General features: G+C 72.3%; 26 protein-coding genes. 15 read left to right on the forward strand and 11 right to left on the reverse strand.

Features of this window, described 5'->3' with window-relative positions:
- Positions 1–73 precede the first annotated feature (73 nt).
- The 3 genes from ACWD4A_RS03380 (at position 74) to ACWD4A_RS03390 (ending at position 2,569) form a co-directional block, all read left to right on the forward strand.
- On the forward strand, positions 74–1,015 hold the full coding sequence (locus ACWD4A_RS03380; RefSeq protein ID WP_451188826.1) for a heme o synthase: 942 nt from the start codon (positions 74–76) through the stop codon (positions 1,013–1,015).
- 24 nt (positions 1,016–1,039) lie between these two features.
- Positions 1,040–1,393, forward strand: coding sequence for a hypothetical protein (locus tag ACWD4A_RS03385; RefSeq protein WP_451188829.1), 354 nt, complete (start codon positions 1,040–1,042; stop codon positions 1,391–1,393).
- 126 nt (positions 1,394–1,519) lie between these two features.
- Positions 1,520–2,569: an amidohydrolase gene (locus tag ACWD4A_RS03390; protein WP_451188832.1), complete on the forward strand. Its 1,050-nt coding sequence runs from the start codon at positions 1,520–1,522 to the stop codon at positions 2,567–2,569.
- Here the strand turns inward: ACWD4A_RS03390 and ACWD4A_RS03395 are convergent.
- From ACWD4A_RS03395 to ACWD4A_RS03405, 3 genes are all read right to left on the reverse strand, one after another.
- A complete protein-coding gene (locus tag ACWD4A_RS03395) occupies positions 2,539–3,531 on the reverse strand; it encodes a COX15/CtaA family protein (RefSeq protein ID WP_451188835.1) in 993 nt (330 codons plus the stop codon). The genes ACWD4A_RS03390 and ACWD4A_RS03395 overlap by 31 nt on opposite strands.
- Positions 3,532–3,635: 104 nt before the next feature.
- Complete coding sequence (locus tag ACWD4A_RS03400; RefSeq protein ID WP_451188839.1) at positions 3,636–4,439, reverse strand: ABC transporter permease; 804 nt, start codon at positions 4,437–4,439, stop codon at positions 3,636–3,638.
- Positions 4,436–5,407, reverse strand: coding sequence for an ABC transporter ATP-binding protein (locus tag ACWD4A_RS03405; RefSeq protein WP_451188841.1), 972 nt, complete (start codon positions 5,405–5,407; stop codon positions 4,436–4,438). The genes ACWD4A_RS03400 and ACWD4A_RS03405 overlap by 4 nt, the downstream gene beginning before the upstream one ends.
- A gap of 172 nt (positions 5,408–5,579) precedes the next feature.
- Between ACWD4A_RS03405 and ACWD4A_RS03410 the strand changes: the two genes are divergently transcribed.
- From ACWD4A_RS03410 to ACWD4A_RS03445, 8 genes are all read left to right on the forward strand, one after another.
- A complete protein-coding gene (locus ACWD4A_RS03410; protein WP_451188843.1) occupies positions 5,580–6,389 on the forward strand; it encodes a helix-turn-helix transcriptional regulator in 810 nt (269 codons plus the stop codon).
- Entirely contained in the window at positions 6,386–7,807 is a 1,422-nt protein-coding gene (gene sufB / locus ACWD4A_RS03415; RefSeq protein ID WP_451188845.1) for a Fe-S cluster assembly protein SufB, read from the forward strand. Before ACWD4A_RS03410 ends, sufB begins: the two co-directional genes overlap by 4 nt.
- Positions 7,808–7,869: 62 nt before the next feature.
- Positions 7,870–9,048, forward strand: coding sequence for a Fe-S cluster assembly protein SufD (gene sufD, locus ACWD4A_RS03420; protein WP_451188848.1), 1,179 nt, complete (start codon positions 7,870–7,872; stop codon positions 9,046–9,048).
- On the forward strand, positions 9,045–9,371 hold the full coding sequence (locus tag ACWD4A_RS03425) for a bifunctional 3-phenylpropionate/cinnamic acid dioxygenase ferredoxin subunit (protein WP_451188851.1): 327 nt from the start codon (positions 9,045–9,047) through the stop codon (positions 9,369–9,371). Before sufD ends, ACWD4A_RS03425 begins: the two co-directional genes overlap by 4 nt.
- A gap of 7 nt (positions 9,372–9,378) precedes the next feature.
- Complete coding sequence (sufC, locus tag ACWD4A_RS03430; RefSeq protein WP_451188853.1) at positions 9,379–10,173, forward strand: Fe-S cluster assembly ATPase SufC; 795 nt, start codon at positions 9,379–9,381, stop codon at positions 10,171–10,173.
- Positions 10,170–11,426, forward strand: coding sequence for a cysteine desulfurase (locus tag ACWD4A_RS03435; RefSeq protein ID WP_451188856.1), 1,257 nt, complete (start codon positions 10,170–10,172; stop codon positions 11,424–11,426). Before sufC ends, ACWD4A_RS03435 begins: the two co-directional genes overlap by 4 nt.
- A gap of 22 nt (positions 11,427–11,448) precedes the next feature.
- Positions 11,449–11,904, forward strand: coding sequence for a Fe-S cluster assembly sulfur transfer protein SufU (gene sufU, locus ACWD4A_RS03440; RefSeq protein WP_451188858.1), 456 nt, complete (start codon positions 11,449–11,451; stop codon positions 11,902–11,904).
- Positions 11,901–12,242, forward strand: coding sequence for a metal-sulfur cluster assembly factor (locus ACWD4A_RS03445; protein ID WP_451188862.1), 342 nt, complete (start codon positions 11,901–11,903; stop codon positions 12,240–12,242). The genes sufU and ACWD4A_RS03445 overlap by 4 nt, the downstream gene beginning before the upstream one ends.
- Before the next feature lie 40 nt (positions 12,243–12,282).
- On the opposite strand, the gene ACWD4A_RS03450 is transcribed toward ACWD4A_RS03445, so the two are convergent.
- Together ACWD4A_RS03450 and ACWD4A_RS03455 are read right to left on the reverse strand one after the other, a co-directional pair.
- Positions 12,283–13,287 carry an agmatine deiminase family protein gene (locus ACWD4A_RS03450; protein WP_451188865.1) on the reverse strand — a complete coding sequence of 335 codons (1,005 nt, stop codon included), beginning with the start codon at positions 13,285–13,287 and terminating at the stop codon, positions 12,283–12,285.
- A gap of 57 nt (positions 13,288–13,344) precedes the next feature.
- Positions 13,345–14,025, reverse strand: coding sequence for a DUF6445 family protein (locus ACWD4A_RS03455; RefSeq protein ID WP_451188868.1), 681 nt, complete (start codon positions 14,023–14,025; stop codon positions 13,345–13,347).
- Positions 14,026–14,188: 163 nt separating this feature from the next.
- Here ACWD4A_RS03455 and dapD point away from each other — a divergent pair, with 163 nt between their 5' ends.
- Positions 14,189–15,190 carry a 2,3,4,5-tetrahydropyridine-2,6-dicarboxylate N-succinyltransferase gene (dapD, locus tag ACWD4A_RS03460; protein WP_451188870.1) on the forward strand — a complete coding sequence of 334 codons (1,002 nt, stop codon included), beginning with the start codon at positions 14,189–14,191 and terminating at the stop codon, positions 15,188–15,190.
- Between the two features lie 58 nt (positions 15,191–15,248).
- Here the strand turns inward: dapD and dapA are convergent, their stop codons facing one another.
- Complete coding sequence (gene dapA / locus ACWD4A_RS03465; RefSeq protein WP_451188873.1) at positions 15,249–16,103, reverse strand: 4-hydroxy-tetrahydrodipicolinate synthase; 855 nt, start codon at positions 16,101–16,103, stop codon at positions 15,249–15,251.
- Positions 16,104–16,403: 300 nt separating this feature from the next.
- Between dapA and ACWD4A_RS03470 the strand changes: the two genes are divergently transcribed.
- Positions 16,404–17,900 carry a hypothetical protein gene (locus ACWD4A_RS03470; protein ID WP_451188875.1) on the forward strand — a complete coding sequence of 499 codons (1,497 nt, stop codon included), beginning with the start codon at positions 16,404–16,406 and terminating at the stop codon, positions 17,898–17,900.
- 457 nt (positions 17,901–18,357) lie between these two features.
- Positions 18,358–19,407: an MsnO8 family LLM class oxidoreductase gene (locus tag ACWD4A_RS03475; protein WP_451188878.1), complete on the forward strand. Its 1,050-nt coding sequence runs from the start codon at positions 18,358–18,360 to the stop codon at positions 19,405–19,407.
- Here the strand turns inward: ACWD4A_RS03475 and ACWD4A_RS03480 are convergent.
- The gene (locus ACWD4A_RS03480) at positions 19,360–20,556 is read right to left on the reverse strand and encodes a TerD family protein (protein WP_451188881.1); all 1,197 of its coding nucleotides are present in this window, start codon (positions 20,554–20,556) and stop codon (positions 19,360–19,362) included. The two genes, ACWD4A_RS03475 and ACWD4A_RS03480, sit on opposite strands and share 48 nt — an antisense overlap.
- 88 nt (positions 20,557–20,644) lie before the next feature.
- Positions 20,645–21,451 (reverse strand): NAD-dependent epimerase/dehydratase family protein, encoded by an 807-nt coding sequence (locus tag ACWD4A_RS03485; RefSeq protein WP_451188884.1) that lies wholly within the window; start codon positions 21,449–21,451, stop codon positions 20,645–20,647.
- 175 nt (positions 21,452–21,626) lie between these two features.
- On the opposite strand from ACWD4A_RS03485, the gene ACWD4A_RS03490 reads away from it, so the two are divergent.
- Positions 21,627–22,778 carry a serine hydrolase domain-containing protein gene (locus tag ACWD4A_RS03490; RefSeq protein WP_451188888.1) on the forward strand — a complete coding sequence of 384 codons (1,152 nt, stop codon included), beginning with the start codon at positions 21,627–21,629 and terminating at the stop codon, positions 22,776–22,778.
- Positions 22,779–22,820: 42 nt separating this feature from the next.
- Here ACWD4A_RS03490 and ACWD4A_RS03495 read toward each other — a convergent pair whose 3' ends face one another.
- The 3 genes from ACWD4A_RS03495 to ACWD4A_RS03505 form a co-directional block, all read right to left on the reverse strand.
- Complete coding sequence (locus ACWD4A_RS03495) at positions 22,821–23,921, reverse strand: amidohydrolase family protein (RefSeq protein WP_451188891.1); 1,101 nt, start codon at positions 23,919–23,921, stop codon at positions 22,821–22,823.
- Positions 23,922–23,984: 63 nt separating this feature from the next.
- Positions 23,985–25,028, reverse strand: a complete 1,044-nt coding sequence (locus ACWD4A_RS03500) for a methyltransferase (RefSeq protein WP_451188893.1) — start codon at positions 25,026–25,028, stop codon at positions 23,985–23,987.
- A gap of 59 nt (positions 25,029–25,087) precedes the next feature.
- Entirely contained in the window at positions 25,088–26,137 is a 1,050-nt protein-coding gene (locus ACWD4A_RS03505) for an aminotransferase class V-fold PLP-dependent enzyme (RefSeq protein WP_451188895.1), read from the reverse strand.
- Between the last annotated feature and the right edge of the window lie 37 nt (positions 26,138–26,174).

Consider the following 26,174-nt stretch of genomic DNA (forward strand, 5'->3'; position numbering starts at 1 on the left):
GTGGTAAGCGCAAGCCTTTGCCGGGTTCATCCTGCCCGCGGGCTTGCTGGCCTTATCTCTGTCAGGGGTGTGCGTGACGGCCGTCGAATCCCGTCCTGCGGGGGTGCTTCCGGAAAGTCTCGGTCACCGGCCGTTCGGGGCCCGTGTCAAGGCGTTCGTGGCACTGACCAAGCCGCGGATCATCGAGCTGCTGCTGATGACGACCGTGCCGGTGATGTTCCTCGCCGCCCAGGGCGTGCCCGACCTGTGGCTGGTCCTGGCCACGTGCATCGGCGGCTACCTGTCCGCGGGCGGCGCCGGCGCGTACAACATGTACATCGACCGGGACATCGACGCGCTGATGGACCGTACGGCACAGCGCCCGCTGGTCACCGGGATCGTCTCGCCCAAGGAGTGCCTGGTCTTCGCCACGGCGCTGACCGTCGGCTCCACCCTCTGGTTCTGGTTCCTGGTCAACCCGCTGTCGGCGCTGCTGTCGCTCGGGGCCAACGCCTTCTACGTCGTCATCTACACGATGCTGCTCAAGCGCCGCACCGCGCAGAACATCGTGTGGGGCGGCATCGCGGGCTGCATGCCGGTCATCATCGGCTGGTCCGCCGTCACCGACTCGGTCTCCTGGGCCCCGGTCGTCCTCTTCCTGGTCATGTTCTTCTGGACGCCGCCGCACTACTGGCCGCTGTCGATGAAGGTCAAGGACGACTACGAGCGCGCGGGCGTGCCCATGCTGCCGGTCACCGCGGGCAACAAGGCGGTCGCCCGTCAGATCGTCCTCTACAGCTGGGTGATGGTCGGCGTCTCGCTCCTGCTCCAGCCCCTCGGCTACACCGGCTGGTTCTACACGATCGTGGCGGCCGTGCTCGGCGGCATGTGGCTCAAGGAGGCGCACGCCCTCCAGGGCCGCGCCAAGGCCGGGATCACCGGGGCGAAGCTCAAGGAGATGCGCCTCTTCCACTGGTCCATCACCTATGTGTCGCTGCTCTTCGCCGCGGTGGCCGTGGATCCCTTCCTTCGTTAATTACCGGTGGGTAGCATCTGCTTCATGGCAGACACCACCACGCAGGCCGAAGAGACCGCACTCGACAGCCGGGCCGCCCGCAGGGCTGCCCGGCTCGCCCGTCAGATCAGCGCCTTCGCCAAGAGCCACGGCGGGGGCGCCGAGGGCCAGCTGGCGCACATCGGCCGCGGCACCACCCGGATCGCCCTCGTCGGCACCAACGGCGAGTGGGGCACCCTCGTGGCGCCCTCCATGGAGACCGCGCGGAAGGCCGTCGAGCTCGCCGGCATCACCCTCCACGAGGACTTCGACGGCGAGTTCGCCGCCAAGGTCCGCACCGGCCCGTACGAGTGGACGCGCATGGCCGGCATCCAGGTCGGCGGCCCGGACAACGGCTGAGCGCCGCCGGACGGCGACGGCCGACGGTGACGGACGGCGATAACTGACAGCCCCTGTCCTCCGTTAGACCCGCCGGGAGCGGCCGCCACGGCGTGCCGCACGGGGGTACGGCACAGGGGGACAGGGTTGGACGGCTTGCCGCCGATCGTCGATCAGCACAGCCATGGCACGCTCCACGGCGAACTCGGGATCGGCGGCTTCGAGACGCACCTCGCCGCGGCCACCGGGGCCACCGGCCCCGCGCCGCCCGGCACCACCTTCTTCGACAGCCGGGCCGGGCTGGCCGTACGCCGCTGGTGCCCGCCCCTGCTCGGTCTGGAGCCGCACTGCGCGCCGGTCCGCTACCTCGCCCGGCGGCGGGAACTGGGCGCCTGGCAGGTCGGGCGACTGCTGCTGCGCGGCGCGGGCATCGGCACCTTCCTGCTGGAGTCCGGGGCGTCGGGCGGCCTCACGTCCGCCGCGGAACTGGCCAGCGCCGCCGACGGGCGCGCCCATGAGGTCGTACGCCTCGAACCGCTCGCCGAGCGGGTCGCCGACACCTCCGGAAGCGCCGACTCCTTCACCGCCCACATGGCGGAAGCCCTCTTCGTGGCGGCCCGGAGCGCCACCGCCTTCGCCTCCGGAGCCGACTCCTGCGACGGGACGCCACCGGAGCCGGCCGAGGTCCGCAGGGCCGTCGCCCGCTGGCTGCGCTCGCGCCACGCGGGCGGCCCGCCGGCCGGGCCCGTGGTGGCCCGTCATCTGCTGTGGAGCGCGGTCGCCACGGGACTTCCCGTCCAGCTGCACTGTCCCGACCCGCGGCGCCTGACGCGCTTCCTGGGCGCCACCGAGGGGTCGGGCACCGATCTGGTGCTGCTGCCCGACGCCTGGCACCACCGGCAGGCCGCCCGGCTCGCCGCGGCCTTCGCGCACGTCTACGCGGACATCGGGCCCCGGCCCGAGGAGAGCCTCGCCGAAGCGCCGTTCGGCAAGCTGCTGTTCTCCACCGGGGCGCGGGCGCTGGCGGAGCTCTACGTGGTCGGCGCCCGGTCCTTCACCCAGGCCATGGGCCGGATCGCGAACGACTGGGTCGCCGACGGGATGTGCCGGTGGGCGGAGGCGGGGCGGATCGTCTCGCTCGTCGCGGCCGGCACCGCCCGGAGGATCTACCGGCTGGACGCGGAGGCGGCCGTCTGAAGCGCCTCGTGCTCACCGGACGGGCCGGGCAGCACGGCGGCCTCGCCCCGCTCGCGCAGCGAGAGGAAGACCCGCAGCACGGCGATCCACACCAGGCAGGAGCCGAACATGTGGATGCCGACGACGAACTCCGGCGAGTCGTTGAAGTACTGGATGTAGCCGAAGACGCCCTGGAGCATGATCACGGCGAACAGCTCGACCACCGTGCGCCGGGGCGCCGCGGGCGCCTTGACGGCCCGCAGCACGAACCACAGGGCCACGGTGAGGCCGACGACGATGTAGACGAAGTCGACGTGCAGCTGGGTGATCTCACGCCAGTCGAGCGGAATGCGGCGGACGTCCTTGGCTGCGTCGCCCGCGTGCCGTCCCGAGCCGGTGACCACGGTGCCGATCACGATCAGCAGGGCACTCGCGACGACCAGCACCCAGGTCAGCTGGCGGACCGGACGGGCCACCAGGTCGCGCGGCTCGGCGTCCCCCTCGCGGGAGCGCTGCCACATCACCACCGCGACCGTCAGCAGCGCGGTGGACAGCAGGAAGTGCGCGCTGACGATGTACGGGTTCAGGCCCGTCAGCACGGTGACGCCGCCCACCACGGCGTTGCCCATGACGATCCAGAACTGCGCCCAGCCGAGCCGGGTGAGGCTGCGGCGGCGCGGGGCACGCGCGCGTGCCGCGATGATCGTCAGGCCGACGACCGCGCACAGCACGTACGTCAGCATGCGGTTGGTGAACTCGATGACGCCGTTGATGCCCATCGCGGGCGTGGGCGTCAGGCTGTCCTCCGTGCAGGTCGGCCACGTCGGGCAGCCGAGCCCGGACTGCGTGAGACGGACCGCGCCGCCGGTCACCACGATGATCACGGCCATGACCACACAGGCGAACGCCGCTCGCTGGACGAAGCGCGCGGAGGGCTGCCAGCGGTCGGCGATCAGCTGGAGGGGGTTCATGGAATTCGGCACGGGGTCATCGTAAGGGCCCGCTTGTGCATGGATTCACGAGGGGGGTGCGTGGCGAATTGTCCAGCTCGCCGTCGGCGCGTTCCGAGCGGACGGGGTGGGCCCGCTCACTCCCAGCGGAAGAAGCGGGCCGCCGCGCCCAGCCCGAGCACCGCCCAGCCGACCAGGATGCCCAGGTCGGCCCACGGCATGCCCGCGCCGTGCTGCAGCACGTCCCGCAGGCCGCCGGAGAGCGCCGAGATCGGCAGCAGTTCCAGCACCGATCGCGCGGCGCCCGGGAACTTGTCCAGCGACACGATCACCCCGCCGCCGACCAGCAGCAGAAGAAAGACGAGGTTGGCCGCGGCCAGCGTCGCCTCCGCCTTGAGCGTGCCCGCCATCAGCAGCCCCAGCCCCGAGAAGGCGGCGGTGCCGAGGGCGAGCAGCAGGACGACGGCGAACGGGTTGCCCTGCGGCGACCAGCCGAGCGCGAACGCGATCACCGTCAGCAGGACGATCTGGAGCACCTCGGTGACCAGGACGGAACAGGTCTTCGCCGTCATCAGCCCCCACCGCGGCAACGGGGACGCGCCCAGCCGCTTCAGCACCCCGTAACGGCGCTCGAAGCCCGTCGCGATGGCCTGGCCCGTAAAAGCGGTCGACAGTACGGCCAGCGCGAGGACGCCGGGCGCGAGGAAGTCGACGGCCTTGCCCTCGCCGGTGTCCACGATGTCGACCGAACTGAACAGCACCAGCAGCAGCGTGGGGATCACGACGGTCAGCAGCAGCTGCTCACCGTTGCGCAGCAGCATCCGGGTCTCCAGCGCCGCCTGCGCGCGGATCATCCGGCCCAGCGGTGCGGCACCCGGCCTCGGGGCGAAGGCCCCGGCGTTCGCGTCCGCGTTCACCTCTGCGTTCACATCCGCGCTCATGCCCGCAGCTCCTTGCCGGTCAGCTCCAAAAAGACGTCCTCCAGCGTGTGCCGCTCCACCGCTATGCGGTCCGGCATCACCCCGTGCTGCGCGCACCATATGGTCACCGTCGCCAGCAGCTGCGGGTCGATCTTGCCGCTGACCCGGTACGTACCGGGCGTCAGTTCCACCGCGGCGGAGTCGGCGGGCAGCGCCTTGAGGAGCGAGGCGAGGTCCAGGGCCGGGCGGCCGCTGAAGCGCAGCGTGTTCTCGGCGCCGCCGCGGCACAGCTCCTCGGGGCTGCCCTGGGCGATGACCTTGCCGCTGTCGATGATGGCGACGTCGTCCGCCAGGGACTCCGCCTCGTCCATGTAGTGCGTGGTCAGCACGACGGTGACGCCGTCCCGGCGCAGCTCGCGCACCAGGTCCCAGGTCGCGTGCCGGGCCTGCGGGTCGAGCCCCGCCGTCGGCTCGTCCAGGAAGACCAGCTCCGGGCGGCCGACGACGGCCATCGCGAGGGAGAGACGCTGCTGCTGCCCGCCGGACAGCCGCCGGTACGCGGTGCGGCCGCAGCTCTCCAGGCCGAGCCGCTCGATCAGCATGCCGATGTCGAGCGGGTCGGCGTGCAGGGAGGCGGTGTGGCGGAGCATCTCCTCGGCGCGGGCGCCCGCGTAGATGCCGCCGCTCTGGAGCATCACGCCGATCCGCGGGCGCAGCGCGGCCGAGTCGGCCACCGGGTCGAGCCCGAGCACCCGGACGGTGCCGGCGTCGGGGCGGCGGTAGCCCTCGCAGGTCTCGACGGTGGTGGTCTTGCCCGCCCCGTTGGGGCCGAGGACGGCGGTGAGGGAGCCGCGGGCGACGGACAGGTCGAGCCCGTCCACCGCGGTTTTCCGCCCGTACCGCTGGACCAGGCCGCGGATCTCGACCGCGGGGTCACGGCCGGGGGGCGGGGGGCCGGCCGGGCTGTCCCCCGGGAAGACGCTGCGCATGGCGGGAAGTCTACGAACCCGGAGCCGTCCGCGGCTGCCCCGGGGTGGATGTCTTCGGGGCGTTCCCGATGATCTTCACGTGGTGGTTAGGTGACCCTTAGTGATCGAGACCACCGATCGGTGACCCGGGCGAGGCTTGTCCCGCCCGAGCCAATTACGCAACAATGGTGTTGTGAAATACGCGAGCGAGGCTCCGCAGGACCCCGCGGCCCGGGTGGCCGCCGGGCCCGAGGCGCTTGCTCCCGTCCCCGCCCGGGACGAGGAGCGCGCCCACGACGAGCAGCGCGGCACGCGCAATCGCGTCGCCAGGTCCATCCTCGATCACGGTCCGTCGACCGCGGCGGAGCTGGCCGTGCGGCTGGAGCTGACCCAGGCCGCGGTCCGCCGCCACCTGGACACCCTCGCCGCCGAGGGCGTCGTCGAGCCCCGCGAGAAGCGCGTCTACGGCGCGCGCACGCGCGGGCGCCCCGCGAAGGCGTTCGCGCTCACCGACTGCGGCCGCGACGCCTTCGACCAGGCCTACGACAAGCTGGCCGGGGACGCCCTGCGCTGGATCGCCCAGTCCGCCGGCGGGGGAGAGATGGGAGAGGCCGCCGTCGCGGCCTTCGCCCGCGCCCGGATGGCCGCCCAGGCGGAGGGGTATCGCGAGGCCCTGGATGCCGTCGCCCCCGAATCCCGCGCGGAGGCCCTTGCCAGGGCATTGACCGAGGACGGGTACGCTGCTACGGCGCGTAGCGCACCGGTCGGCGAACAGCTCTGCCAGCACCACTGCCCGGTCGCCCATGTCGCCGAGCAGTTCCCGCAGCTGTGCGAGGCGGAGACCGAGGTCTTCTCCCGCCTGCTCGGGACCCATGTGCAGCGTCTTGCCACCATCGCCCACGGCGACGGTGTGTGCACGACGTTCATCCCGCGCAGCGAAACGCGGCGCACCACCAAGACCACCACAGCATCCGCCAGCACGGCCGGGAGGAACCCCGCATGACTCTCCCCACGGAGACTGCCCACCCTGAGCTCGAAGGCCTGGGCACGTACGAATACGGCTGGGCCGACCCCGACGTCGCCGGTGCCGCGGCCAAGCGCGGCCTCAACGAGGATGTCGTCCGCGACATCTCGGCGAAGAAGTCCGAGCCGGAGTGGATGCTCAAGCTGCGTCTGAAGGGCCTGCGGCTCTTCGAGAAGAAGCCCATGCCGACCTGGGGCTCCGACCTCTCCGGCATCGACTTCGACAACATCAAGTACTTCGTCCGCTCCACCGAGAAGCAGGCCGCCTCCTGGGAGGACCTGCCCGCGGACATCAAGAACACCTACGACAAGCTGGGCATCCCGGAGGCCGAGAAGCAGCGCCTCGTCGCCGGTGTCGCCGCGCAGTACGAGTCGGAGGTCGTCTACCACCAGATCCGCGAGGACCTGGAGGAGCAGGGTGTTCTCTTCCTGGACACCGACACCGCGCTCAAGGAGCACCCGGAGATCTTCCAGGAGTACTTCGGCACGGTGATCCCCGTCGGCGACAACAAGTTCGCCTCGCTGAACACCGCCGTGTGGTCCGGCGGCTCCTTCATCTACGTCCCGCCGGGCGTCCACGTCGACATCCCGCTCCAGGCCTACTTCCGTATCAACACGGAGAACATGGGCCAGTTCGAGCGCACCCTGATCATCGTCGACGAGAACGCCTACGTGCACTACGTCGAGGGCTGCACCGCCCCGATCTACTCCTCGGACTCGCTGCACAGCGCCGTGGTCGAGATCATCGTGAAGAAGGGCGGCCGCTGCCGCTACACGACCATCCAGAACTGGTCGAACAACGTCTACAACCTGGTCACCAAGCGGGCCGTGGCCTACGAGGGCGCGACCATGGAGTGGGTCGACGGCAACATCGGCTCCAAGGTGACCATGAAGTACCCGGCCGTCTACCTGATGGGCGAGCACGCCAAGGGCGAGACCCTCTCCATCGCCTTCTCCGGCGAGGGCCAGCACCAGGACGCCGGCGCCAAGATGGTCCACATGGCGCCGAACACCTCCTCCAACATCGTCTCCAAGTCGGTGGCGCGAGGCGGCGGCCGCACCTCCTACCGCGGTCTCATCGAGATCGGCGAGGGCGCCCACGGGTCCAAGTCGAACGTGCTCTGCGACGCCCTGCTGGTGGACACCATCTCCCGGTCGGACACCTACCCCTACGTCGACGTCCGCGAGGACGACGTCTCCATGGGCCACGAGGCGACCGTCTCCAAGGTCAGCGACGACCAGCTCTTCTACCTGATGAGCCGCGGTCTGACCGAGTTCGAGGCCATGGCGATGATCGTGCGCGGCTTCGTCGAGCCGATCGCCCGCGAGCTGCCCATGGAGTACGCCCTGGAGCTCAACCGGCTGATCGAGCTGCAGATGGAAGGCGCGGTCGGCTGACGGCCGACCGCCACCGGACCGCAGCGACCCCTTTGTGACAGGAAGAGAGCACGACGACAGCCATGGCTGACAACACTCCCGCCGGCAGCACGACCGACGGCGCCATCCAGGTGGGCGGGCCCCAGCAGCCCATCGACGCGCGCGTCAGCGCCCCCGCCTCGTACGACGTCGCGGACTTCCCCGTGCCGCACGGCCGCGAGGAGGAGTGGCGGTTCACCCCGCTGGAGCGCCTCCGCGGCCTGCACGACGGCACCGCCGTGGCGGACGGCGGCGTCAAGGTCGACGTGACCGCCCCCGAGGGCGTCACCGTCGAGACCGTCGGCCGGGACGACGCCCGCCTCGGCCGCGCCGGAAAGCCGGTCGACCGGGTCGCCGCCCAGGCGTACAGCTCCTTCGAGAAGGCCACGGTCGTCTCGGTCCCCAAGGACACGGTGCTCACCGAGCCCGTCCGGATCTCCGTGCAGGGCGAGGGCGGGGTGGCCTTCGGCCACCAGGTCATCGAGCTCGGCGCCTTCGCCGAGGCCGTCGTGGTCCTCGACCACACCGGCGACGCCACCCTCGCCGCCAACGTGGAGTACCTGATCGGCGACGGCGCCAAGCTCACCGTCGTCTCCGTCCAGGACTGGGACGCCACCGCGGTGCACGCCGCCCAGCACTCCGCGCTGGTCGGCCGTGACGCCTCCTTCAAGTCCGTCATCGTCACCTTCGGCGGCGACCTGGTCCGGCTCCACCCGCGGGTCGTCTACGGCGCCCCCGGCGGCGAGGCCGAGCTCTACGGCCTCTACTTCACGGACGAGGGCCAGCACCAGGAGCACCGCCTCCTCGTCGACCACGACACCCCGCACTGCCGCTCCAACGTGGCCTACAAGGGCGCCCTCCAGGGCGAGAACGCCCACGCGGTCTGGATCGGCGACGTCCTCATCCGCGCCGCCGCCGAGGGCACCGACACCTACGAGCTCAACCGCAACCTCGTCCTCACCGACGGCGCCCGGGTCGACTCCGTGCCCAACCTGGAGATCGAGACCGGTGAGATCGTCGGCGCCGGCCACGCCTCGGCGACCGGCCGCTTCGACGACGAGCAGCTCTTCTACCTGATGGCCCGCGGCATCCCCGCCGACGAGGCCCGCCGCCTCGTCGTCCGCGGCTTCTTCGCCGAGCTCGTCCAGCAGATCGGCATCCCCGAGCTGGAGGAGCGCCTCATCGCCAAGATCGAGTCCGAGCTGGAAGCGGCGGTGGCATGAGCGAGCCCACCTACGTCCGCGCCTGCGGGCTGAGCGACCTGGAGGAGGACACCCCCACCCGGGTCGAGCTCGACGGCACCCCCGTCGCGCTCGTCCGCACCGAGGGCGAGGTGTTCGCCATCAACGACATCTGCTCGCACGCGAACGTCTCGCTGTCCGAGGGCGAGGTGGAGGACTGCGCCATCGAGTGCTGGCTGCACGGCTCCAGCTTCGACCTGCGCACCGGCAAGCCCTCCGGCCTGCCCGCCACGCGCCCCGTCCCCGTATACCCCGTCAAGATCGAAGGGGACGACGTGCTCGTCTCCGTCACCCAGGAGTCCTGAGTTCCCCATGGCAACGCTTGAGATCCACGACCTGCACGTCTCCGTCGAGGCCGAGAACGGCCCCCGGGAGATCCTGCGCGGCGTCGACCTGACCGTGAAGCAGGGCGAGACCCACGCCATCATGGGCCCCAACGGCTCCGGCAAGTCGACCCTGGCGTACTCCCTGGCCGGCCACCCCAAGTACACGATCACCGGCGGCACCGTCACCCTCGACGGCGAGGACGTCCTGGAGATGTCCGTCGACGAGCGCGCCCGCGCCGGCGTCTTCCTCGCCATGCAGTACCCGGTCGAGGTCCCCGGCGTCTCGGTCTCCAACTTCCTGCGCACCTCCGCCACCGCCATCCGCGGCGAGGCCCCCAAGCTGCGCACCTGGGTGAAGGAGGTCAAGGAGGCCATGGAGCGCCTCAACATGGACCCCGCCTTCGCCGAGCGCAACGTCAACGAGGGCTTCTCCGGCGGTGAGAAGAAGCGCCACGAGATCCTCCAGCTGGAGCTCCTCAAGCCGAAGATCGCGATCCTCGACGAGACCGACTCCGGCCTGGACGTCGACGCGCTGCGCCAGGTCTCCGAGGGCGTCAACCGGGTCCGCGAGACCGGTGAGGTCGGCACCCTGCTGATCACCCACTACACGCGCATCCTGCGCTACATCAAGCCCGACTTCGTCCACGTCTTCTCCGGCGGCCGCATCGTCGAGTCCGGCGGCGCCGAGCTGGCCGACAAGCTGGAGAACGAGGGCTACGAGGCCTACCAGACGAAGGGCGGCCCCGTGAGCGGAGCGAACTCAAAGGAGGACGTCGCGTGACGATACTGCCGGGGCTCCTCGACACCGAGGCGATCCGTAAGGACTTCCCGATCCTGGACCGCACGGTCCACGACGGCAAGAAGATCGTTTACCTGGACTCGGCGGCGACCTCCCAGAAGCCGCGCCAGGTGCTCGACGCCCTCAGCGCGTACTACGAGCAGCACAACGCCAATGTCCACCGCGGCGTCTACACGATCGCCGAGGAGGCCACGGCGCTGTACGAGGGCGCCCGTGACAAGGTCGCGGCCTTCGTCAACGCCCCCAGCCGCGACGAGGTGATCTTCACCAAGAACGCCTCGGAGTCGCTCAACCTCGTGGCCAACATGCTGGGCTGGGCCGACGAGCCCTACCGCGTGGACCACGACACCGAGATCGTCATCACGGAGATGGAGCACCACTCCAACATCGTGCCGTGGCAGCTGCTCTCGCAGCGCACCGGCGCGAAGCTGAAGTGGTTCGGCCTCACCGACGACGGCCGCCTCGACCTGTCGAACATCGACGAGATCATCACCGAGAAGACCAAGGTCGTCTCCTTCGTGCTGGTCTCCAACATCATGGGCACGATCAACCCGGTCGAGGCGATCGTCCGCCGCGCCCAGGAGGTCGGCGCGCTCGTCGTCGTCGACGCCTCCCAGGCCGCCCCGCACATGGTGCTGGACGTCCAGGCGCTCCAGGCCGACTTCGTGGCCTTCACCGGCCACAAGATGTGCGGGCCGACGGGCATCGGCGTGCTGTGGGGCCGCCAGGAGCTCCTGGAGGACCTGCCGCCCTTCCTCGGCGGCGGCGAGATGATCGAGACCGTCTCGATGCACTCCTCCACCTACGCCCCCGCGCCGCACAAGTTCGAGGCGGGCACGCCCCCGATCGCCCAGGCCGTCGGCCTCGGCGCCGCGGTGGACTACCTCACCGCGATCGGCATGGAGAACATCGCCCGCCACGAGCACGCGATCACCGAGTACGCGGTGCGCAAGCTCCAGCAGGTGCCCGACCTGCGGATCATCGGCCCGACCACGGCCGAGGACCGCGGGGCGACGATCTCCTTCACGCTCGGGGACATCCACCCGCACGACGTCGGCCAGGTGCTGGACGAGCAGGGCATCGCGGTCCGGGTGGGCCACCACTGCGCGCGGCCCGTCTGCCTGCGGTACGGAATTCCCGCGACCACGCGAGCGTCGTTCTACCTGTACTCCACGCCCGCCGAGGTCGACGCTCTGGTCGAGGGCCTGGAGCACGTACGGAACTTCTTCGGCTGAGACACGGACGAGGCTGCTGACTGTGAAGCTTGATTCGATGTACCAGGACGTCATCCTGGACCACTACAAGCACCCGCACGGCCGGGGCTTGCGGGCCGGTGACGCCGAGGCGCACCACGTCAACCCGACGTGCGGCGACGAGATCACCGTGCGGGTCCGGCTCTCCGGGGAGACGATCGAAGACGTCTCGTACGAGGGCCAGGGCTGCTCCATCAGCCAGGCGAGCGCTTCCGTGCTCAACGAGCTGCTGGTCGGCAAGGACCTCACCGAGGCCCGTCGGATCCAGGAGACCTTCCTGGAGCTGATGCAGTCCAAGGGCCGGGTCGAGCCGGACGACGCGATGGAGGAGGTGCTGGAGGACGCGGTCGCGTTCGCCGGTGTCTCCAAGTACCCGGCACGGGTGAAGTGCGCGCTGTTGAGCTGGATGGCGTGGAAGGACGCGACGGCGCAGGCGCTGTCCGAAGGGAAGACCGCATGAGCGACAACGTGGAAGCGACGACCACCAAGCCGGCCACCGAGGAGGAGGTCCGCGAGGCGCTGTACGACGTGGTCGACCCCGAGCTGGGCATCGACGTCGTCAACCTCGGCCTCATCTACGGCATCCACATCGACGACGCCAATATCGCCACCCTCGACATGACGCTGACGTCGGCGGCCTGCCCGCTGACCGATGTGATCGAGGACCAGGCGCGGTCCGCGACCGACGGCATCGTCAACGAGCTCCGGATCAACTGGGTCTGGATGCCGCCGTGGGGCCCGGACAAGATCACGGACGACGGCCGTGAGCAGCTCCGGGCGCTCGGCTTCAACGTCTGAGCCCCGCGCTTTTCGGCAGCAGCCCGCCCCCTGGCCCCGGTCAGGCGGCGGGCTGCTGCTGTGTGGCGCAGTGGATGCCGCCGCCGCCCTCGGCGAGGTCGTGGATCTCGACGGGGCGGACGGCACGGCCGGGATAGAGGTCGGCGAGGAGGGCCGCGGCGCGGCCGTCGGAGCGGCGGTCGCCGAAGCGGGGCAGGAGCACCGCGCCGTTGGCCACGAAGTAGTTGACGTAGGAGCCGAGGAAGTCCTCGCCGCGTCCGCCCAGCCCGGCGGGGTCGGCCTCGGGCAGCTCCACGATCTCCAGGGCCCGGCCGCGGGCGTCGGTGGCGCTCTCCAGGACCGTACGGGCCTGCTCGTACACGCGGGTCCACACGTCGGGCCACGCCCCGGCGGGCGGGCTGCTGAGGACGACGGTGCCGGGCCCCGCGAAGCGGGCCAGGGCGTCGACGTGGCAGTCGGTGACGTCCTCGCCGCGCACGCCCGGCAGCCAGATCACCCGGGTGACGCCCAGCAGCTCCTTCAGGACGGCCTCGATGTCGTCCCGGGAGCGGCCGGGGTTGCGGTTGTCGTTGACGAGGGAGCTCTCGGTGACCAGCAGGGTGCCCTCCCCGTCGGTCTCCAGCGAGCCGCCCTCCGCGACGATCGGCGCCTCGATCCGGGGCGTCCCGAACTCCTCCAGCAGCCGCCGGGCGACCAGGCCGTCGCGCGGGTGGGCCTGCTTGCCGCCCCAGCCGTTGAAGCGGAAGTCGATGCCCGCGGGCCCGCCGTCCGGTCCGGTGACGAAGACCGGGCCCGAGTCCCGCAGCCACAGGTCGTCGACCGGCACGGGGACGATCCCGACGGCGCCGCCGCACGCCTTGCGGGCGCCGTCGGCGTCCTCCGGCGCGGCGAGGAGCACCACGGGCTCGTACTCCGCGAGCGTGCGGGCGAGGGCGGCCACGTCGCGCCGTACGCCGCGGGTCCAGCGCCCCCAGACGGAGTCGGCGGGCGGCCAGCCGAGGAAGGTGCGGGCGTGGGGCAGTGACTCGGAGGGGAGGCGGTTCATCCGGTCATCCTGTCACCGGCCGCGTCGGGCCATCCGGAAGTCGGGCCATCCGAGAAGTCAGGCCATCCAGAAGAAGACGGCCGTCATGCGCTTCTCCTCCAGGGTCCGGCCCCAGTAGGCGGTGGCGCTGTGCATCATGTTGGCGGTGTAGAGGAGGAGCCGGTTGTACCGGTGCGGGACGCGGACGTCCTCCACGAAGGAGTCCGGCGGGACGAAGCGGGTGCCGAGCGCGTCGACCAGGTTGTTGTGCGGTGCCGTCACCATGTTGCCGCCGAGCCTGCCGTCGGGCAGCTGCTGCCGGTAGAAGCTGGTGCCGCAGCCCTTGGGGACGCCGGGGTTGAGGTAGAGCACCGCGGCGTAGCGGCACAGCGAGCGGGAGTCGGTGTGCGGGCGGGGTTCGCTCTCGCCCTCGCCGACGACCTGGACGCAGTTGTGGTTCAGCGTGCCGCCGCCGGGCGTCGTCTCCCGCCAGATCCGCCGGGCCCCGGTCGCCTTCCTGACCAGCCGCTCGACCCGGTCCAGCTCCGCCGGCTCCAGCCCCGGCATGGTCCGCAGACCGGGCCAGCTCTCGGGCTTGTGCGGGTACCCCTCGACCCAGTCCTCCTTGGCGAGGCAGCGCGCCCGCACCTCGTCCGCGCCGGGCAGCACGTCGTCCAGCACCCAGTAGTCGCGGCCGGGCGTGGGCTTGCGGTAGGGGAGCACCGGCAGTGCCGGTCTCCGCGCGGGGTCGGGTGACATGCGGCCGACCATACAGTCGGCAACTGCCAGCTCTTGCTAGTGAATTGGTCAACATTGACCCAAGTCGACCGGCCCGGCGGCGCGTGTCGGCGGGGTGCCGCCCGTCGTCTCCGGTGTCGCCGCCGGTTCGCATTGACCGGCCCCGTCCGGTTAGCTTTCGACCATGACCGATGCAGTTGCTTCCCGTACCGATGCCCGTCTTGGTGGCGCCGTCGCCGCCGGCCTCGCCACGATCACCGAGGACGGCACCGTCCTCGACACCTGGTTCCCGGCCCCCGAACTGGCCGCCGAGCCCGGCCCGGCCGGGACCGAGCGGCTGACCGCCGAGCGTGCCGCGGAACTGCTGGGCGAGGGCGCCCTCAAGGCGCTCGGTCCCGACCCGCGCCGCGGTGTCGAGGTCGTCGCCGTCCGTACGGTCATCGCCTCGCTGGACGCCAAGCCGCTCGACGCGCACGACGCCTACCTCCGGCTGCACCTGCTCTCCCACCGCCTGGTCAGGCCGCACGGCCAGAACCTGGACGGCATCTTCGGCCTGCTCGCGAACGTCGCCTGGACCTCGCTCGGCCCCGTCGCCGTCGACCAGGTCGAGAAGGCCCGCCTGGCCGCGCGCGCCGAGGGCCTGCACCTGCAGGTGACCAGCATCGACAAGTTCCCGCGCATGACCGACTACGTCGCCCCGTCCGGCGTCCGCATCGCCGACGCCGACCGGGCCCGTCTCGGCGCGCACCTGGCGCCCGGCACCACCGTCATGCACGAGGGCTTCGTCAACTTCAACGCGGGCACCCTCGGCACCTCCATGGTCGAGGGCCGCATCAGCGCGGGCGTCGTCGTCGGCGACGGCACCGACATCGGCGGCGGCGCGTCGATCATGGGCACCCTGTCCGGCGGCGGCAAGCAGATCATCTCCATCGGCGAGCGCTGCCTGCTCGGCGCCGAGGCCGGTCTCGGCATCGCGCTGGGCGACGACTGCATCGTCGAGGCCGGTCTGTACGTCACCGCGGGCACCCGGGTGACCCTGCCGGACGGCGAGATCGTCAAGGCGCTGGACCTCTCCGGCGCCAACAACCTCCTCTTCCGCCGCAACTCCACCACCGGCCGCGTGGAGGCCCTCCCGCGCTCCGGCTCCTGGGGCGGCCTGAACGAGGCGCTGCACAGCCACAACTGATATCCGCGGGGCGTCTTCGGGGCGGGCGGGGGTCTCCCCCGCCCGCCCCTTCCTCATGTCACGCCCCTGACATCGCCCGGTACGCCGTCAGCAGCTCCCGCACCCGCTCCGGCACCGCCGCCCGCAGCGGTGCCCGGACCGGGCCGCCCGGCAGGCCCAGCGCGCCCAGCAGGGCCTTCGCCGTCACCGTGCCGGGCAGGCCCGCGGCCATCATCAGCCCGACCAGTGGCAGCACGCGCTGGTGGTGGCGGGTCGCCTCCGCCGTCGCACCGCGGTCGTACGCGTCCAGGACCGCCGCGACCGCGGGGCCCGCGACGTTGGCGACCGTGCTGACGTACCCCACCGCGCCGACCGCCCGGAGCGGGAGGTTCAGCTCCTCCACGCCGGAGTAGTACGCGAGGCCGCTCTCCGCGATCACCCTGGAGCTGCCGAGCAGGTCGTACGAGCAGTCCTTCACCCCGGCGATCCGCGGGTGCTCGGCCAGCCGCAGCAGGGTGTCCACCTCGATGCGGGTGCCCGTGCGCCCCGGGATGTCGTAGAGCATCACCGGCACCCCGACCGCGTCCGCGACCGTCCGGAAGTGTTCCGCGATGTCCTCCTGGGGCGGCCTGCTGTAGTACGGCGTCACCACGAGGACCCCGTGCGCCCCGGCGGCCTCGGCCGCCCGTGCCAGGGCGACCGTGTGCCGGGTGTCGGCGGAGCCGACGCCCGCGGTGATCCGCGCCCGGTCGCCGACCGCCCCGGACACGGCCCGGATCAGCGCGCTCTTCTCCTCGTCGGTGGTCGTCGGGGACTCGCCCGTCGTCCCGCTCAGCACCAGGCCGTCGCAGCCGCCCGCCTCGACCAGGTGGGTGGCGAGGCGCCGCGCGCCGTCGAGATCGAGGGAACCGTCCTCGGTGAAGGGGGTGGCCATCGCGCAGACGGTACGGCCGAAAGGGCCGGTGGGCGGCATGAGCGTCACTCTCCGGGTAGGGGTTCCCCGGAGTCTGGCCGCCTCTGGCCGTACAGGTCTATTTAATTGTTCTCCGAGCGACCAGTAAGCGTTGCTACGACTTCCGGCGCAGTTGTCAAGGTTCCGTAAGCATTCCGCCGGTGTCCGTCAGCCGACGGGCTGACGGACCGGGCGGCAGGCGGGAAAACCCGTCTACGCTTGGGCACCGCGCGCCCCATCGTTCCGGCGGCCGCTGTTCACCACGAGGAGATGACCCCCCTGATGTCCGGAGACCGCCCGACCATGCCGCCGGTGCGGCTCCCTTCCGACGCGGAGCTCGCGCGGGACGCGCTGTCCTCGCCGTTGCTCACCCGCGCCGCCAGGCTGGCCCGCTGGGCGGGCGAGGGGACCCCGGTCGGCGCGGGCGGCGAGCTGCTCGCCGAGCAGCTGCGCGCCGCGACCGAGCTCCTGGACCTCGCGGGGGACGAGGACGGCCCCGCGTACGCCGCCGAGGCGTGGCAGCACGCGCTGGACACCGGCCTGGTGGAGTTCACCGAGAACCCGGACGAGGCCGAGGACGCCGACCCCGACCAGCCCTCCGGCGTCGCCGCCACGGGCGAGGAGCTGGCCACCCTCACCTCCGGCAGCCCCGCCGAGATCCTCGAACTCTGGCTCGGTGGCGTGGAGAACGTCCTCGCCGACGCGGCCGCCCCCGACCTCGGCGACATCGTCGAGCAGCTCTCCGAGGGCGGCGACCTCGACCTCGACGCCCTCGACTGGAACCCCGAGGAGGAGGCCGACTTCCTCGACGGCGTCCTCGGCAACCTCTACCTGCTGACCACGCTGGACGAGAGCGCCGCCGACCGGCCCGTGCCGCTGCCCGCGCTCGCCGCCTCCATGATCGTCCCGGATGACATGGACGAGCCCACCGACGACGTCCTCGAAGAGGTCTCCGACGCGATGATGCGCCTGGACGACCAGTTCCGGATGCTCGCGCCGACCGGGCTCGTGGCGTACCAGCCCGTCGACGAGGCCCTCATCGAGGAGGTCGACGGCGAGGGGCACATCCGCGAGTCCGTCGACGGCGTGGCCTCCGAGAGCCCCGAGGAGGAGGACGTCAGCCGCTACGGCCTGGTCACCCTCACCCCGCTCGGCCTCTTCGCGGTGCGCACCCGGATGCTCGACGCCGGGATCGACGCGCCCGCCGTCGGCGACCTCGCCGAGCAGGGCGCCGACGTTCTCCTCGCCGCGCTCCCCGGCCACCCCGCCGCGGCCGCGCGCGCCGAGACCGAGCTGTGGCTGGCCCGCCGCACACCCCTCGACGCCGCCCGCGAGCTGCTGGCCGCCGCCCGCGGTACGGACGCGGACGAGGACGGTCCGGTCCGCAGGCTGTCCTGCCAGCAGACCCTCTCCCTGGTCGGCCCGGATGCCGAACCCGCGCTGCGCGAGGTCCTCGACGACCGCCGGCTCGGCGGGCTCGCCCGCGTCTGGCTCGCCGAGCACGGCGCGGCGGACATCCCCGAGCCCGACGAGGCGATGGTCTTCTGGCTGACCATCGACACGATCGCCGCCCAGCTCGCGGCCGACGGCGACTCCGAGGAACTGCGCGCCCTGGTCACGGACCTCGTGGACCGCCACAGCGGCTTCTTCGACTCGGCGTGGCGGGTGGACCACCCGGCGACGGCCGACGTCCTGGAGGCCATGGGCCGCCTCCACCCGGACAAGAAGACGGCGAAGGAGGCCCGCAAGTCGGCCTTCAAGGCCAGGTCGCTCCGCTAGGTCGCTCGCGCTGGGCGCACCCGAATCGGCGGGGGTGGGGCCGGGCTCGGCACCGCCGCCCCTTTGCCGTGCGGCGAGTCGGTGCGGTGGGGTGCCCCCGCGTTACGTGCGGGTTACCGCTGCGCTTGCCTCGGCCCTGCGGCGGCGCTGCTGCCGCCTACGGGCTCGGTCGGTAGGGCAGCCGGCGACTGCGGGTCCGTCGTGGCTGATCGCGCAGTTCCCCGCGCCCCTGACGGGGCGCGCCCGTCGGCCGAGCTTGCGCGTGGGGTCTGGGGCCTCGTCCCCGGACCCCTCGCTGCGCGGCGGGGCCGCCGCGGTGGGAGTGTTCCCCCGGTGTCGGCCGCGTGGTGACCGCTGTGCCCGCGGCCGGGCGGAAACCGTCCGTCGGATTCGGTCACTGCCGCCGCGGTGGGAATCTTCGTCGGGCGCCTGTGTTGTAGCAAGGGTGACCGTACGCATGCGCAGCACCCGGTTCTCCGTTCTCGACCGGTCCCGGACCCGGCAGGGGCGGGAGCCCGCCGAGGCGTTGCGGGAGAGTGTGCGGTTCGCGCGGGACGTCGAGGCGCTGGGGTACCACCGGTTCTGGGTGTCGGAGCACCACAGCGTGCCCGGGGTGGCCGGCTCCGCCCCCACCGTGCTGGCCGCGGCCGTCGCGGCCGCCACCTCGCGGATACGCGTCGGCACCGGCGGGGTGATGCTGCCCAACCACCGCACCCTGGTCGTGGCCGAGCAGTTCGGGGTGCTGGAGGCACTCTTCCCCGGCCGGATCGACATGGGCCTGGGCCGCTCCGTCGGCTTCACCGACGGCATCCGGCGCGCCCTCGGCACCGAGAAGGACGCGATGGCGGACTTCGGGGCCGAACTCGCCGAGCTGGCCGCCTACTTCACCGGCGGCCGCCGTGCCCACCCCGAGGTCCACGCCCGGCCCGCGGAGGGCCTGCGGGTGCCCATGTTCGTCCTCGCCAACGAGGCGGGCGCGGACATCGCCGCCGAGGCGGGCGCGGCCCTGGTCATCGGCGGCATCACCGGCGAGGACAGGACGCTCGCCGCCATCGACCGCTACCGGGCCGCCTTCCGGCCCTCGGAGCTGCGCGAGCGCCCCTACGTCGTCGTCGCGGGCAATGTCGCCGTCGCGGAGACGGAGGAGGAGGCCCGCCGCCTGCTGGTGCCGGAGGCCTGGGCGCTCGCCCACTCCCGTACGCGCGGTGTTTTCCCGCCGCTGTCCCCGGCGGAGGAGATCGGGTCCCTGGCCATGACGGACCGGGAGCGCGGCTTCTACGAGGCCGGGCTGCGCGGCCATGTCCACGGCACGGAGGACGAGGTCGCCGCCGCGCTCGACTCGTTGATCGGGCGCAGCGGCGCCGACGAGGTGCTCGTCACCACCGCCTCGTACGACAGGGCGGCGCTGCTGGGCTCCTACCGCCGGCTGGCCCGCCTCGCCGGGCTGCCGGCCGCGGGGTCAGAGGGCCATGGCGGCCGGCTGGATCAGGTCGCGCACCGTCTTTGACTTCACATACTCGCCGATGGCCGTCATCTCCCACTCGCCCGAGTACTGCCGGACGAACTTGCACATGAGGACGCCCGTCTTCGCCTCGGAGCCGGTGAGGTCGAAGCGCACCAGTTCCTCGCCCGTACGGGCGTCGAGCAGGCGGCAGTAGGCCTTCGCGACCTGGGTGAACTTCTGGCCGTTGAAGGAGCTGACGGTGAACACCAGGCCCGTCACCTCCGGCGGCAGGCCGTCCATGTGGACGGTGATCGACTCGTCGTCGCCCGCGCCCTCGCCGGTGAGGTTGTCACCGGAGTGCTGGATCGCGCCGTTGAGGATCTGGAGCTTGCCGAAGTAGCAGGCGTCGATCATGTTGCGGTCGGGGCCGTAGGCGATCACCGAGGCGTCGAGGTCGATGGCCCGGCTGTGCCAGGCGGGCTCCCAGCCGAGACCCATCCGCACGGACTGGGTGAGCGGGCGGCCGCCCTTGACGAGGGAGACCGTCTGGTTCTTCTGGAGGCTGACCCGGCCCTTGTCGAGGTTGATCTTCCCGGTCGGGGCCGGGAAGACGGGCGGCGCGGGCGGCGCGGGCGGCATGACCGGAGCCGCCACGGGCGGAGCCACCGCCGGGGCCACCGGCGGGGCGGCCGGGGCGGGGGCGGGTGCCGGGGCCGCGGGCTCCTCCACGCTCACGCCGAAGTCCGTGGCGATGCCCGCCAGGCCGTTCGCGTAACCCTGGCCGACCGCGCGGACCTTCCAGGCGCCGGCGCGCCGGTAGACCTCGACGACCACCAGCGCCGTCTCCGGACCCAGCCCCGGCGGGGTGAACGTGGCGAGCACGGAGCCGTCGTCCGCGCTGCGCACGGTCGCGGTCGGCTCGGTGCCCGCGAAGGTCGCACCGGCGGCGTCCGGGCTCGCGGTCACCACGATCTTGTCGATCCCGGCGGGCACCGCGCCGGTGTCCACGGTGATCGAGTCGGGCGTGGCGCCGGAGGCGGCACGGTGGGTCACGCCGGGACCGGTGGGCTGGTTGTAGAAGACGAAGTCGTCGTCGGAGCGCACCTTGCCGTCGCCGGTGAGCAGCAGGCCCGAAACGTCGAGCCGCACCGGTGCGGTGACGTCCACCGTCACACGGGTGACGGAGAGCGGAATGTTCGAGCCAGGTGTCATAGCGGTCATGTCCCGGGTAACGAGTGGCCGCGCTTTGCGGTTCCATTACCGAACGCCGAATTCCCGGCCGTCTCCGGCGCCTCGGGGGTCAGCGTCGCAGGGTGGGCGGGCTGTCCGTGCAGAAGTCGCCGCCCAGCCAGGCGCCGCCCCGCGCCGGGCCCTCGCCCTCGGCGGCGATCAGGGCGGCGGCGTACGGTTCGGAGTCGTCCCGCGGCTCGTAGCCGAGGGCGAGGGCGCCCGACAGGTCCCACCACAGGCGGGTGTTGGCGGAGCTGCCGTGGACGACGGTGTGGCCCACCCCGTCCGCCGTGAGCGAGGCGTGCAGCAGCCGGGCGCAGTCGTCGGGGCTCAGCCAGGTGGACAGCATGCGGACGTTCCGGGGCGCGTCGAAGCAGGAACCGATGCGCAGGCAGACCGACTCGATGCCGTGCCGGTGCCAGTAGAGGGCGGCGAGATCCTCGCCGAAGCACTTGGAGAGCCCGTAGAACGTGTCGGGGCGGTGCGGGGTCTCCACGGGGATCAGGGGTCCGCCGGGGGCCGGGACCGGGGTGAAACCGACGGCATGGTTGCTGGAGGCGAGGACGATCCGCCGTACGTTCTCCGCCCGCGCCGCCTCGTAAAGCCGGTGGGTGCCCTCGATGTTGGCGCGGAGGATCTCCTCGAAGGGGGCTTCCAGGGAGATACCGGCCAGGTGGACGACGGCGTCGACGCCCTTCAGCGCGGCGCGCAGTGCGGTGTCGTCGTGGAGCTCCGCGGTGACGGCGTCCGGTTCGTCCGGGATGGGGGATCTGTCGAACAGGCGGAGTTCATGGCCGTATTGGGGGAGGCGGGTGCGCATCATCGTGCCGATGTTGCCTGCGGCGCCGGTGAGGAGGATGCGGCTCGGTTTGGGCATGGGGTTTCTTTCCCCAGCCCCGCCCTTTCCCGAAACTGGGGCTCGTGCCCCAGGCCCCCGGCTGCGGGCCGGTGGTGGCCACAACCGTGGGGACGGAATATCCAAGTGGTTCGCGTGGCTCCACTCCCCGTTGAAGGAACGTTGCGCTTTAGGTTGAGCTTTAAGGGGAGTGCTCATGTCAGAGAAGGTTGTCGCCCAGGGGACCGTGGCCGAGGGGTACGAAGCGGTGCGGGAGGTGTTCGAGGGCACGCTCGCCGAGGAGCGGGAGGGGCACTCCGCGCAGCTCGCCGCCTATGTGGACGGGGAGCGGGTCGTCGACCTGTGGGGCGGGCCCGGGATCGGGGCGGACTCCCTCACCGGGGTGTTCTCCTCGACCAAGGGCGCGGCCCACCTCGTGGTGGCGATGCTCGTCCAGGACGGCACGCTCGACCTGGACCGGGAAGTGAGCCACTACTGGCCCGAGTTCGCCGCCCAGGGCAAGGGGCGCATCACGCTGCGGGAGCTGCTCACCCACCGCGCGGGCCTTGTCGGCGTCGACGGCGGCTTCACCGTCGAGGAGCTCGCGGACGACCGGGTGATCGCCGAGCGGCTGGCCGCCGAGCGCCCGCGCTGGCGGCCCGGCAGCGCCTTCGGCTACCACGCCCTGGTCATCGGCGCCCTCACCGGTGAAGTCGTCCGCCGCGTCACCGGCCTGACGATGCAGGAGTTCTACGAGACCCGGATCCGCGCCCCGTACGGCATCGACTTCTACATGGGCCTGCCCGAGGACCAGGAGCACCGGGTGCTCGACACCCAGCCCATGGACCCGACGCCCGAGCAGAAGAGGGAGCTCCTGGCGGGCGCGGCCGGGCCGGAGAGCCTCCAGAGCATCGCGTTCAACCGCAACCACCCCGAGCCGACCCTCCTGGAGACGCTGCCCAACCTGCGCGTCGTCCGCGCTGGTGGCCCCGCGTCCGTCGGCGGGATGGCCTCCGCGCGGGGCCTCGCCCGGCTGTACGCGGCGGCCATCGGCGTCGACGGCAAGGAACCGCTGCTGACGCCCGGCACGGCCGCCGAGTTCGCCCAGATCCACTCTGCGGGCTACGACGTGGTGCTGCGCCAGCAGATGGTCTTCGCCCTGGGCTTCTCCGCGGTCTCGGACGTCTACCCGTTCCTGGGCGCGGGGGCCTTCGGGCACAGCGGCGCGGCCGGCTCGCAGGCGTTCGCCGACCCGGGCCGCAGGCTCGCCTTCGGCTACAACCGCCGCCGCTTCGCCTTCCCGGGCGGCGCGGCCCCGGAGACCGCGTGCCTCGCCGAGGCCGTGTACGACTGCGCGTCCGGACGCTGACGCCGTCGTGCCCCCGGGCCGCCCGCCGCGCCCGGGGGCGCGTCAGCGCACCACCTTCCCGCGGAGCACCACCCGCCGGGGCGTGCCCAGTACCCTGACGTCCTGCCGGGGGTCGCTGTCGTAGACGACCAGGTCCGCGGGCGCGCCCTCCTCCAGACCGGGGCGCCCGAGCCAGGCGCGGGCGCCCCAGGCGGCGGCTGTGAGCGCCGCCGTCGCCGGGAGGCCCGCCTTGACGAGCTCCGCGACCTCTTCGGCGACCAGGCCGTGCGCGAGCGAGCCGCCCGCGTCCGTGCCGACGAAAACGGGCACGCCCGCGTCGTACGCGGCGCCCACCGTCGCGTAGCGCCGCTCGTGCAGCCGCCGCATGTGGGCCGCCCAGCGCGGGAACTTCGCCTCGCCGCCCTGCGCGAGCTTCGGGAACGTCGCGATGTTGACCAGGGTCGGTACGATCGCCACCCCCCGCTCGGCGAACAGCGGGATCGTCTCCTCGGTCAGCCCGGTCGCGTGCTCGACGCAGTCGATGCCCGCCTCCACCAGGGGCGCCAGGGACTCCTCGGCGAAGCAGTGCGCGGTGACCCGCGCGCCCAGCCGGTGCGCCTCCGCGATGGCCGCCTCGACCTCGCCGCGCGGCCAGCAGGACGACAGGTCGCCCGACTCCCGGTCGATCCAGTCGCCGACGAGCTTGACCCAGCCGTCACCGCGCCGCGCCTCGCGCGCCACATAGGCGACGAGGTCCTCCGGCTCGATCTCGTGCGCGTAGTTGCGGATGTAGCGGCGGGTGCGGGCGATGTGACGGCCCGCCCGGACGATGCGGGGGAGGTCCTCGCGGTCGTCGATCCACCGGGTGTCCGACGGGGAGCCCGCGTCGCGCAGCAGCAGCGCGCCCGCGTCGCGATCCGTCAACGCCTGCTTCTCGCTGGTCGATTCGTCGACCGGGCCGTGCGCGTCCAGGCCCACGTGGCAGTGCGCGTCCACGAGGCCGGGCAGCACCCACCCCTCGATGGTGGTGACGTCGCGCACCCCCATGGGACGGTCGAAGGTGATCCGGCCGTCCACGGCCCACAGCTCGTCCCGGACGTCCCCCTCCGGGGGCGGGCCGGTGAGGATCCGGCCTTTGATGTGCAGCGTCTCGCCGTCGCTCATGGGGCCACTGTATTCGGGGGCGTGTTCGGGCGCGGCGCCGCCGCCGGAACCGCGCCCCGGCGGTCACTTGCGGGCGACGACCATCGACTCGTAGCCGCCCAGCGGGCGTACCCGGCTGCTGGAGAAGCCGGCGTCGGCCAGCCAGCCCTGACAGTCCGCGCCCGTGTAGTCGAAGCCCCCGGTGGTCTCGACGAGCATGTTGAGGGACATCAGCAGCCCCGGCAGGTTCTCGCAGCGGTCGTCGTCGATGAGCATCTCGTAGACGACCACGACACCGCCCGCGGGCAGCGCGTCGTACGCCTTGCGCAGCAGCATCCGCTTGGTGGGCAGGTCCCAGTCGTGCAGGATGTGGCCGAAGACCAGCGCGTCGGCCCGGGGGAGCGGGTCGGTGAAGAAGTCGCCGCCGGTGAACTCCAGCCGGTCGGTGAGGCCGAAGCGTTCGGCGCGGCGCTCGAAGTGGGGGCGCACGGGCTCCAGGTCGAAGCCGATGCCCCGCAGATGCGGGTGGCGCAGCAGCAGGGGGCCGAGGGTGCCGCCCTCGGCGCAGCCGATGTCGGCGACGACGCGGTGCGCGGACCAGTCGAGGGTGTCGGCGATGGCGTGGGCGGAGCGCATCGACAGGCCGGTCATGGCCCGCAGGAACTCGCCGAGGCGCTCGGGGTCCCGGTAGAGGGTGCCGAAGAAGTCGTCGCCGCCGTTCTTGAGCTCGCTCTGCGGCCGGCCCGTGCGCAGCCCGTCGATGAGGGTGCCCCAGGAGTCGTAGAGCCTGGTGTCGGCCATCTCCAGGAAGCCGCCCAGGTAGGTGGCCCGGCCGCGGTCGAGGTAGCGGGCGGTGACGGAGGTGTTGGCGTAGCCCTTGTCGTCGCGGTCCAGCAGGCCGAGGGCCACGAGCGCGTCGAAGAAGTCCCGGGCGGACCGGGAGTGCAGCCCGAGCCGGACGCGCAGCTCCTCGTAGGGCACGGGCCCCTCGGCCAGCTCCGTGAACAGTCCGAGACGGACCGCGCTGAGCAGGACCTTCGACGCCTGGAAGCCCATGGCGATGCCGAGTATCGCGTCGAGGGCGGCCTCGTGGTCGTTGCGGTCCTGCTCGCTGCGCGCAGTGCTCATGAGCTCTCCTCGGGACGGAAGCGGCGACTGCCCACCAGGGGCTCTCCCGTCCTACCCACTCACTCCCGCGCGAGCACCTCCAGCAGCCTGTCGACATCGGCGGCGGTGTTGTGGAGATGGAAGGCGGCGCGGAGGTTCCCGGCCCGCGCGCTGACCTGTACCCCCGCCGCCGTGAGCCGCCCGGCCGCGCTCCCGAGCCCGGGGACCGCGACGATCGCCGAGCCCGGGGCGGGCACCGGCGTGTGCCCGAGCGCCGCGAGCCCGGCGCGGAAGCGGTCGGCGAGCGCCCGGTCGTGCGCGCCGATGCGTTCGACGCCCAGCTCCTCCACCAGGGCGAGGCTCTCGCGGGCGCCCACGTACGAGAAGACGGGCACGTTCTGGTCGAAGCGGCGTGCGGAGGCGGCGAGTTGCCCGACCCGCCCGTAGCAGCTCTCCCACGGGTCCTCGCCCGAGGTCCACCCGGCGAAGACCGGTGTGAGGCCGCCGAGGTCCTCGGGGACGGTGAGGAAGGCGGTGCCGCGGGGACACGTCAGCCACTTGTAGCCGACGCCGACGGTGTAGTCGTGGTCGCCCGCGGCGAGGGGCAGCCAGCCCGCCGCCTGGCTGACGTCGACGAGCGTGCGGGCGCCGTGGGCGCGGGCGGCGGCCCCGATCGCGTCGAGGCCGGCGATCCGGCCGTCCGCCGACTGGACGGCGCTGACCGCGACCAGGGCCGTGCCGGGGCGCACCTCGTCGGCGAGCTTCTCCAGCGGGACGGTGCGCACGCGAAGGCCGGTGCGTACGTGGAAGGGATTGACCAGGGAGGTGAAGTCGCCCTCGGCGACGAGGACTTCGGCGCCGGGCGGCAGGGATTGGGCGATCAGCCCGCTGTGGACGGCCACCGAGCTTCCGGTGGCCACCCGCTCCGCGGGCACGCCGAGCAGCCGCCCGTAGGCGGCGCGGGCCGCCTCCACCGCCGCGTGGAACGTCTCCTCCTGGAGGAGGCCGGTGGTCGCCGCGGCGGCGGCCTCCGCCATCGCGGTGGCGGCAGGCGTGGGGAGCAGTCCCCAGGACGCGGTGTTGAGGTAGGTGGTCCCGGGGCTGAAGTGATCGGGCGCGAGGCTCTTCATGCCTGCCGACTTTCCCCGGACGGTGGCGGGGCTGTCC

This window comes from Streptomyces sp. NPDC002537, from assembly GCF_053594975.1.

Coding starts and splice junctions, on each gene's coding strand:
- ACWD4A_RS03385 (WP_451188829.1), top strand. CDS start 1,040: ATGGCAGACACCACCACGCAGGCCGAAGAGACCGCACTCGACAGCCGG.
- ACWD4A_RS03400 (WP_451188839.1), bottom strand. CDS start 4,439: ATGAGCGCGGATGTGAACGCAGAGGTGAACGCGGACGCGAACGCCGGG.
- ACWD4A_RS03405 (WP_451188841.1), bottom strand. CDS start 5,407: ATGCGCAGCGTCTTCCCGGGGGACAGCCCGGCCGGCCCCCCGCCCCCC.
- sufB (WP_451188845.1), top strand. CDS start 6,386: ATGACTCTCCCCACGGAGACTGCCCACCCTGAGCTCGAAGGCCTGGGC.
- sufD (WP_451188848.1), top strand. CDS start 7,870: ATGGCTGACAACACTCCCGCCGGCAGCACGACCGACGGCGCCATCCAG.
- ACWD4A_RS03425 (WP_451188851.1), top strand. CDS start 9,045: ATGAGCGAGCCCACCTACGTCCGCGCCTGCGGGCTGAGCGACCTGGAG.
- sufC (WP_451188853.1), top strand. CDS start 9,379: ATGGCAACGCTTGAGATCCACGACCTGCACGTCTCCGTCGAGGCCGAG.
- ACWD4A_RS03445 (WP_451188862.1), top strand. CDS start 11,901: ATGAGCGACAACGTGGAAGCGACGACCACCAAGCCGGCCACCGAGGAG.
- ACWD4A_RS03450 (WP_451188865.1), bottom strand. CDS start 13,287: ATGAACCGCCTCCCCTCCGAGTCACTGCCCCACGCCCGCACCTTCCTC.
- ACWD4A_RS03455 (WP_451188868.1), bottom strand. CDS start 14,025: ATGTCACCCGACCCCGCGCGGAGACCGGCACTGCCGGTGCTCCCCTAC.
- dapD (WP_451188870.1), top strand. CDS start 14,189: ATGACCGATGCAGTTGCTTCCCGTACCGATGCCCGTCTTGGTGGCGCC.
- dapA (WP_451188873.1), bottom strand. CDS start 16,103: ATGGCCACCCCCTTCACCGAGGACGGTTCCCTCGATCTCGACGGCGCG.
- ACWD4A_RS03470 (WP_451188875.1), top strand. CDS start 16,404: ATGTCCGGAGACCGCCCGACCATGCCGCCGGTGCGGCTCCCTTCCGAC.
- ACWD4A_RS03475 (WP_451188878.1), top strand. CDS start 18,358: ATGCGCAGCACCCGGTTCTCCGTTCTCGACCGGTCCCGGACCCGGCAG.
- ACWD4A_RS03480 (WP_451188881.1), bottom strand. CDS start 20,556: ATGACACCTGGCTCGAACATTCCGCTCTCCGTCACCCGTGTGACGGTG.
- ACWD4A_RS03485 (WP_451188884.1), bottom strand. CDS start 21,451: ATGCCCAAACCGAGCCGCATCCTCCTCACCGGCGCCGCAGGCAACATC.
- ACWD4A_RS03490 (WP_451188888.1), top strand. CDS start 21,627: ATGTCAGAGAAGGTTGTCGCCCAGGGGACCGTGGCCGAGGGGTACGAA.
- ACWD4A_RS03495 (WP_451188891.1), bottom strand. CDS start 23,921: ATGAGCGACGGCGAGACGCTGCACATCAAAGGCCGGATCCTCACCGGC.
- ACWD4A_RS03500 (WP_451188893.1), bottom strand. CDS start 25,028: ATGAGCACTGCGCGCAGCGAGCAGGACCGCAACGACCACGAGGCCGCC.
- ACWD4A_RS03505 (WP_451188895.1), bottom strand. CDS start 26,137: ATGAAGAGCCTCGCGCCCGATCACTTCAGCCCCGGGACCACCTACCTC.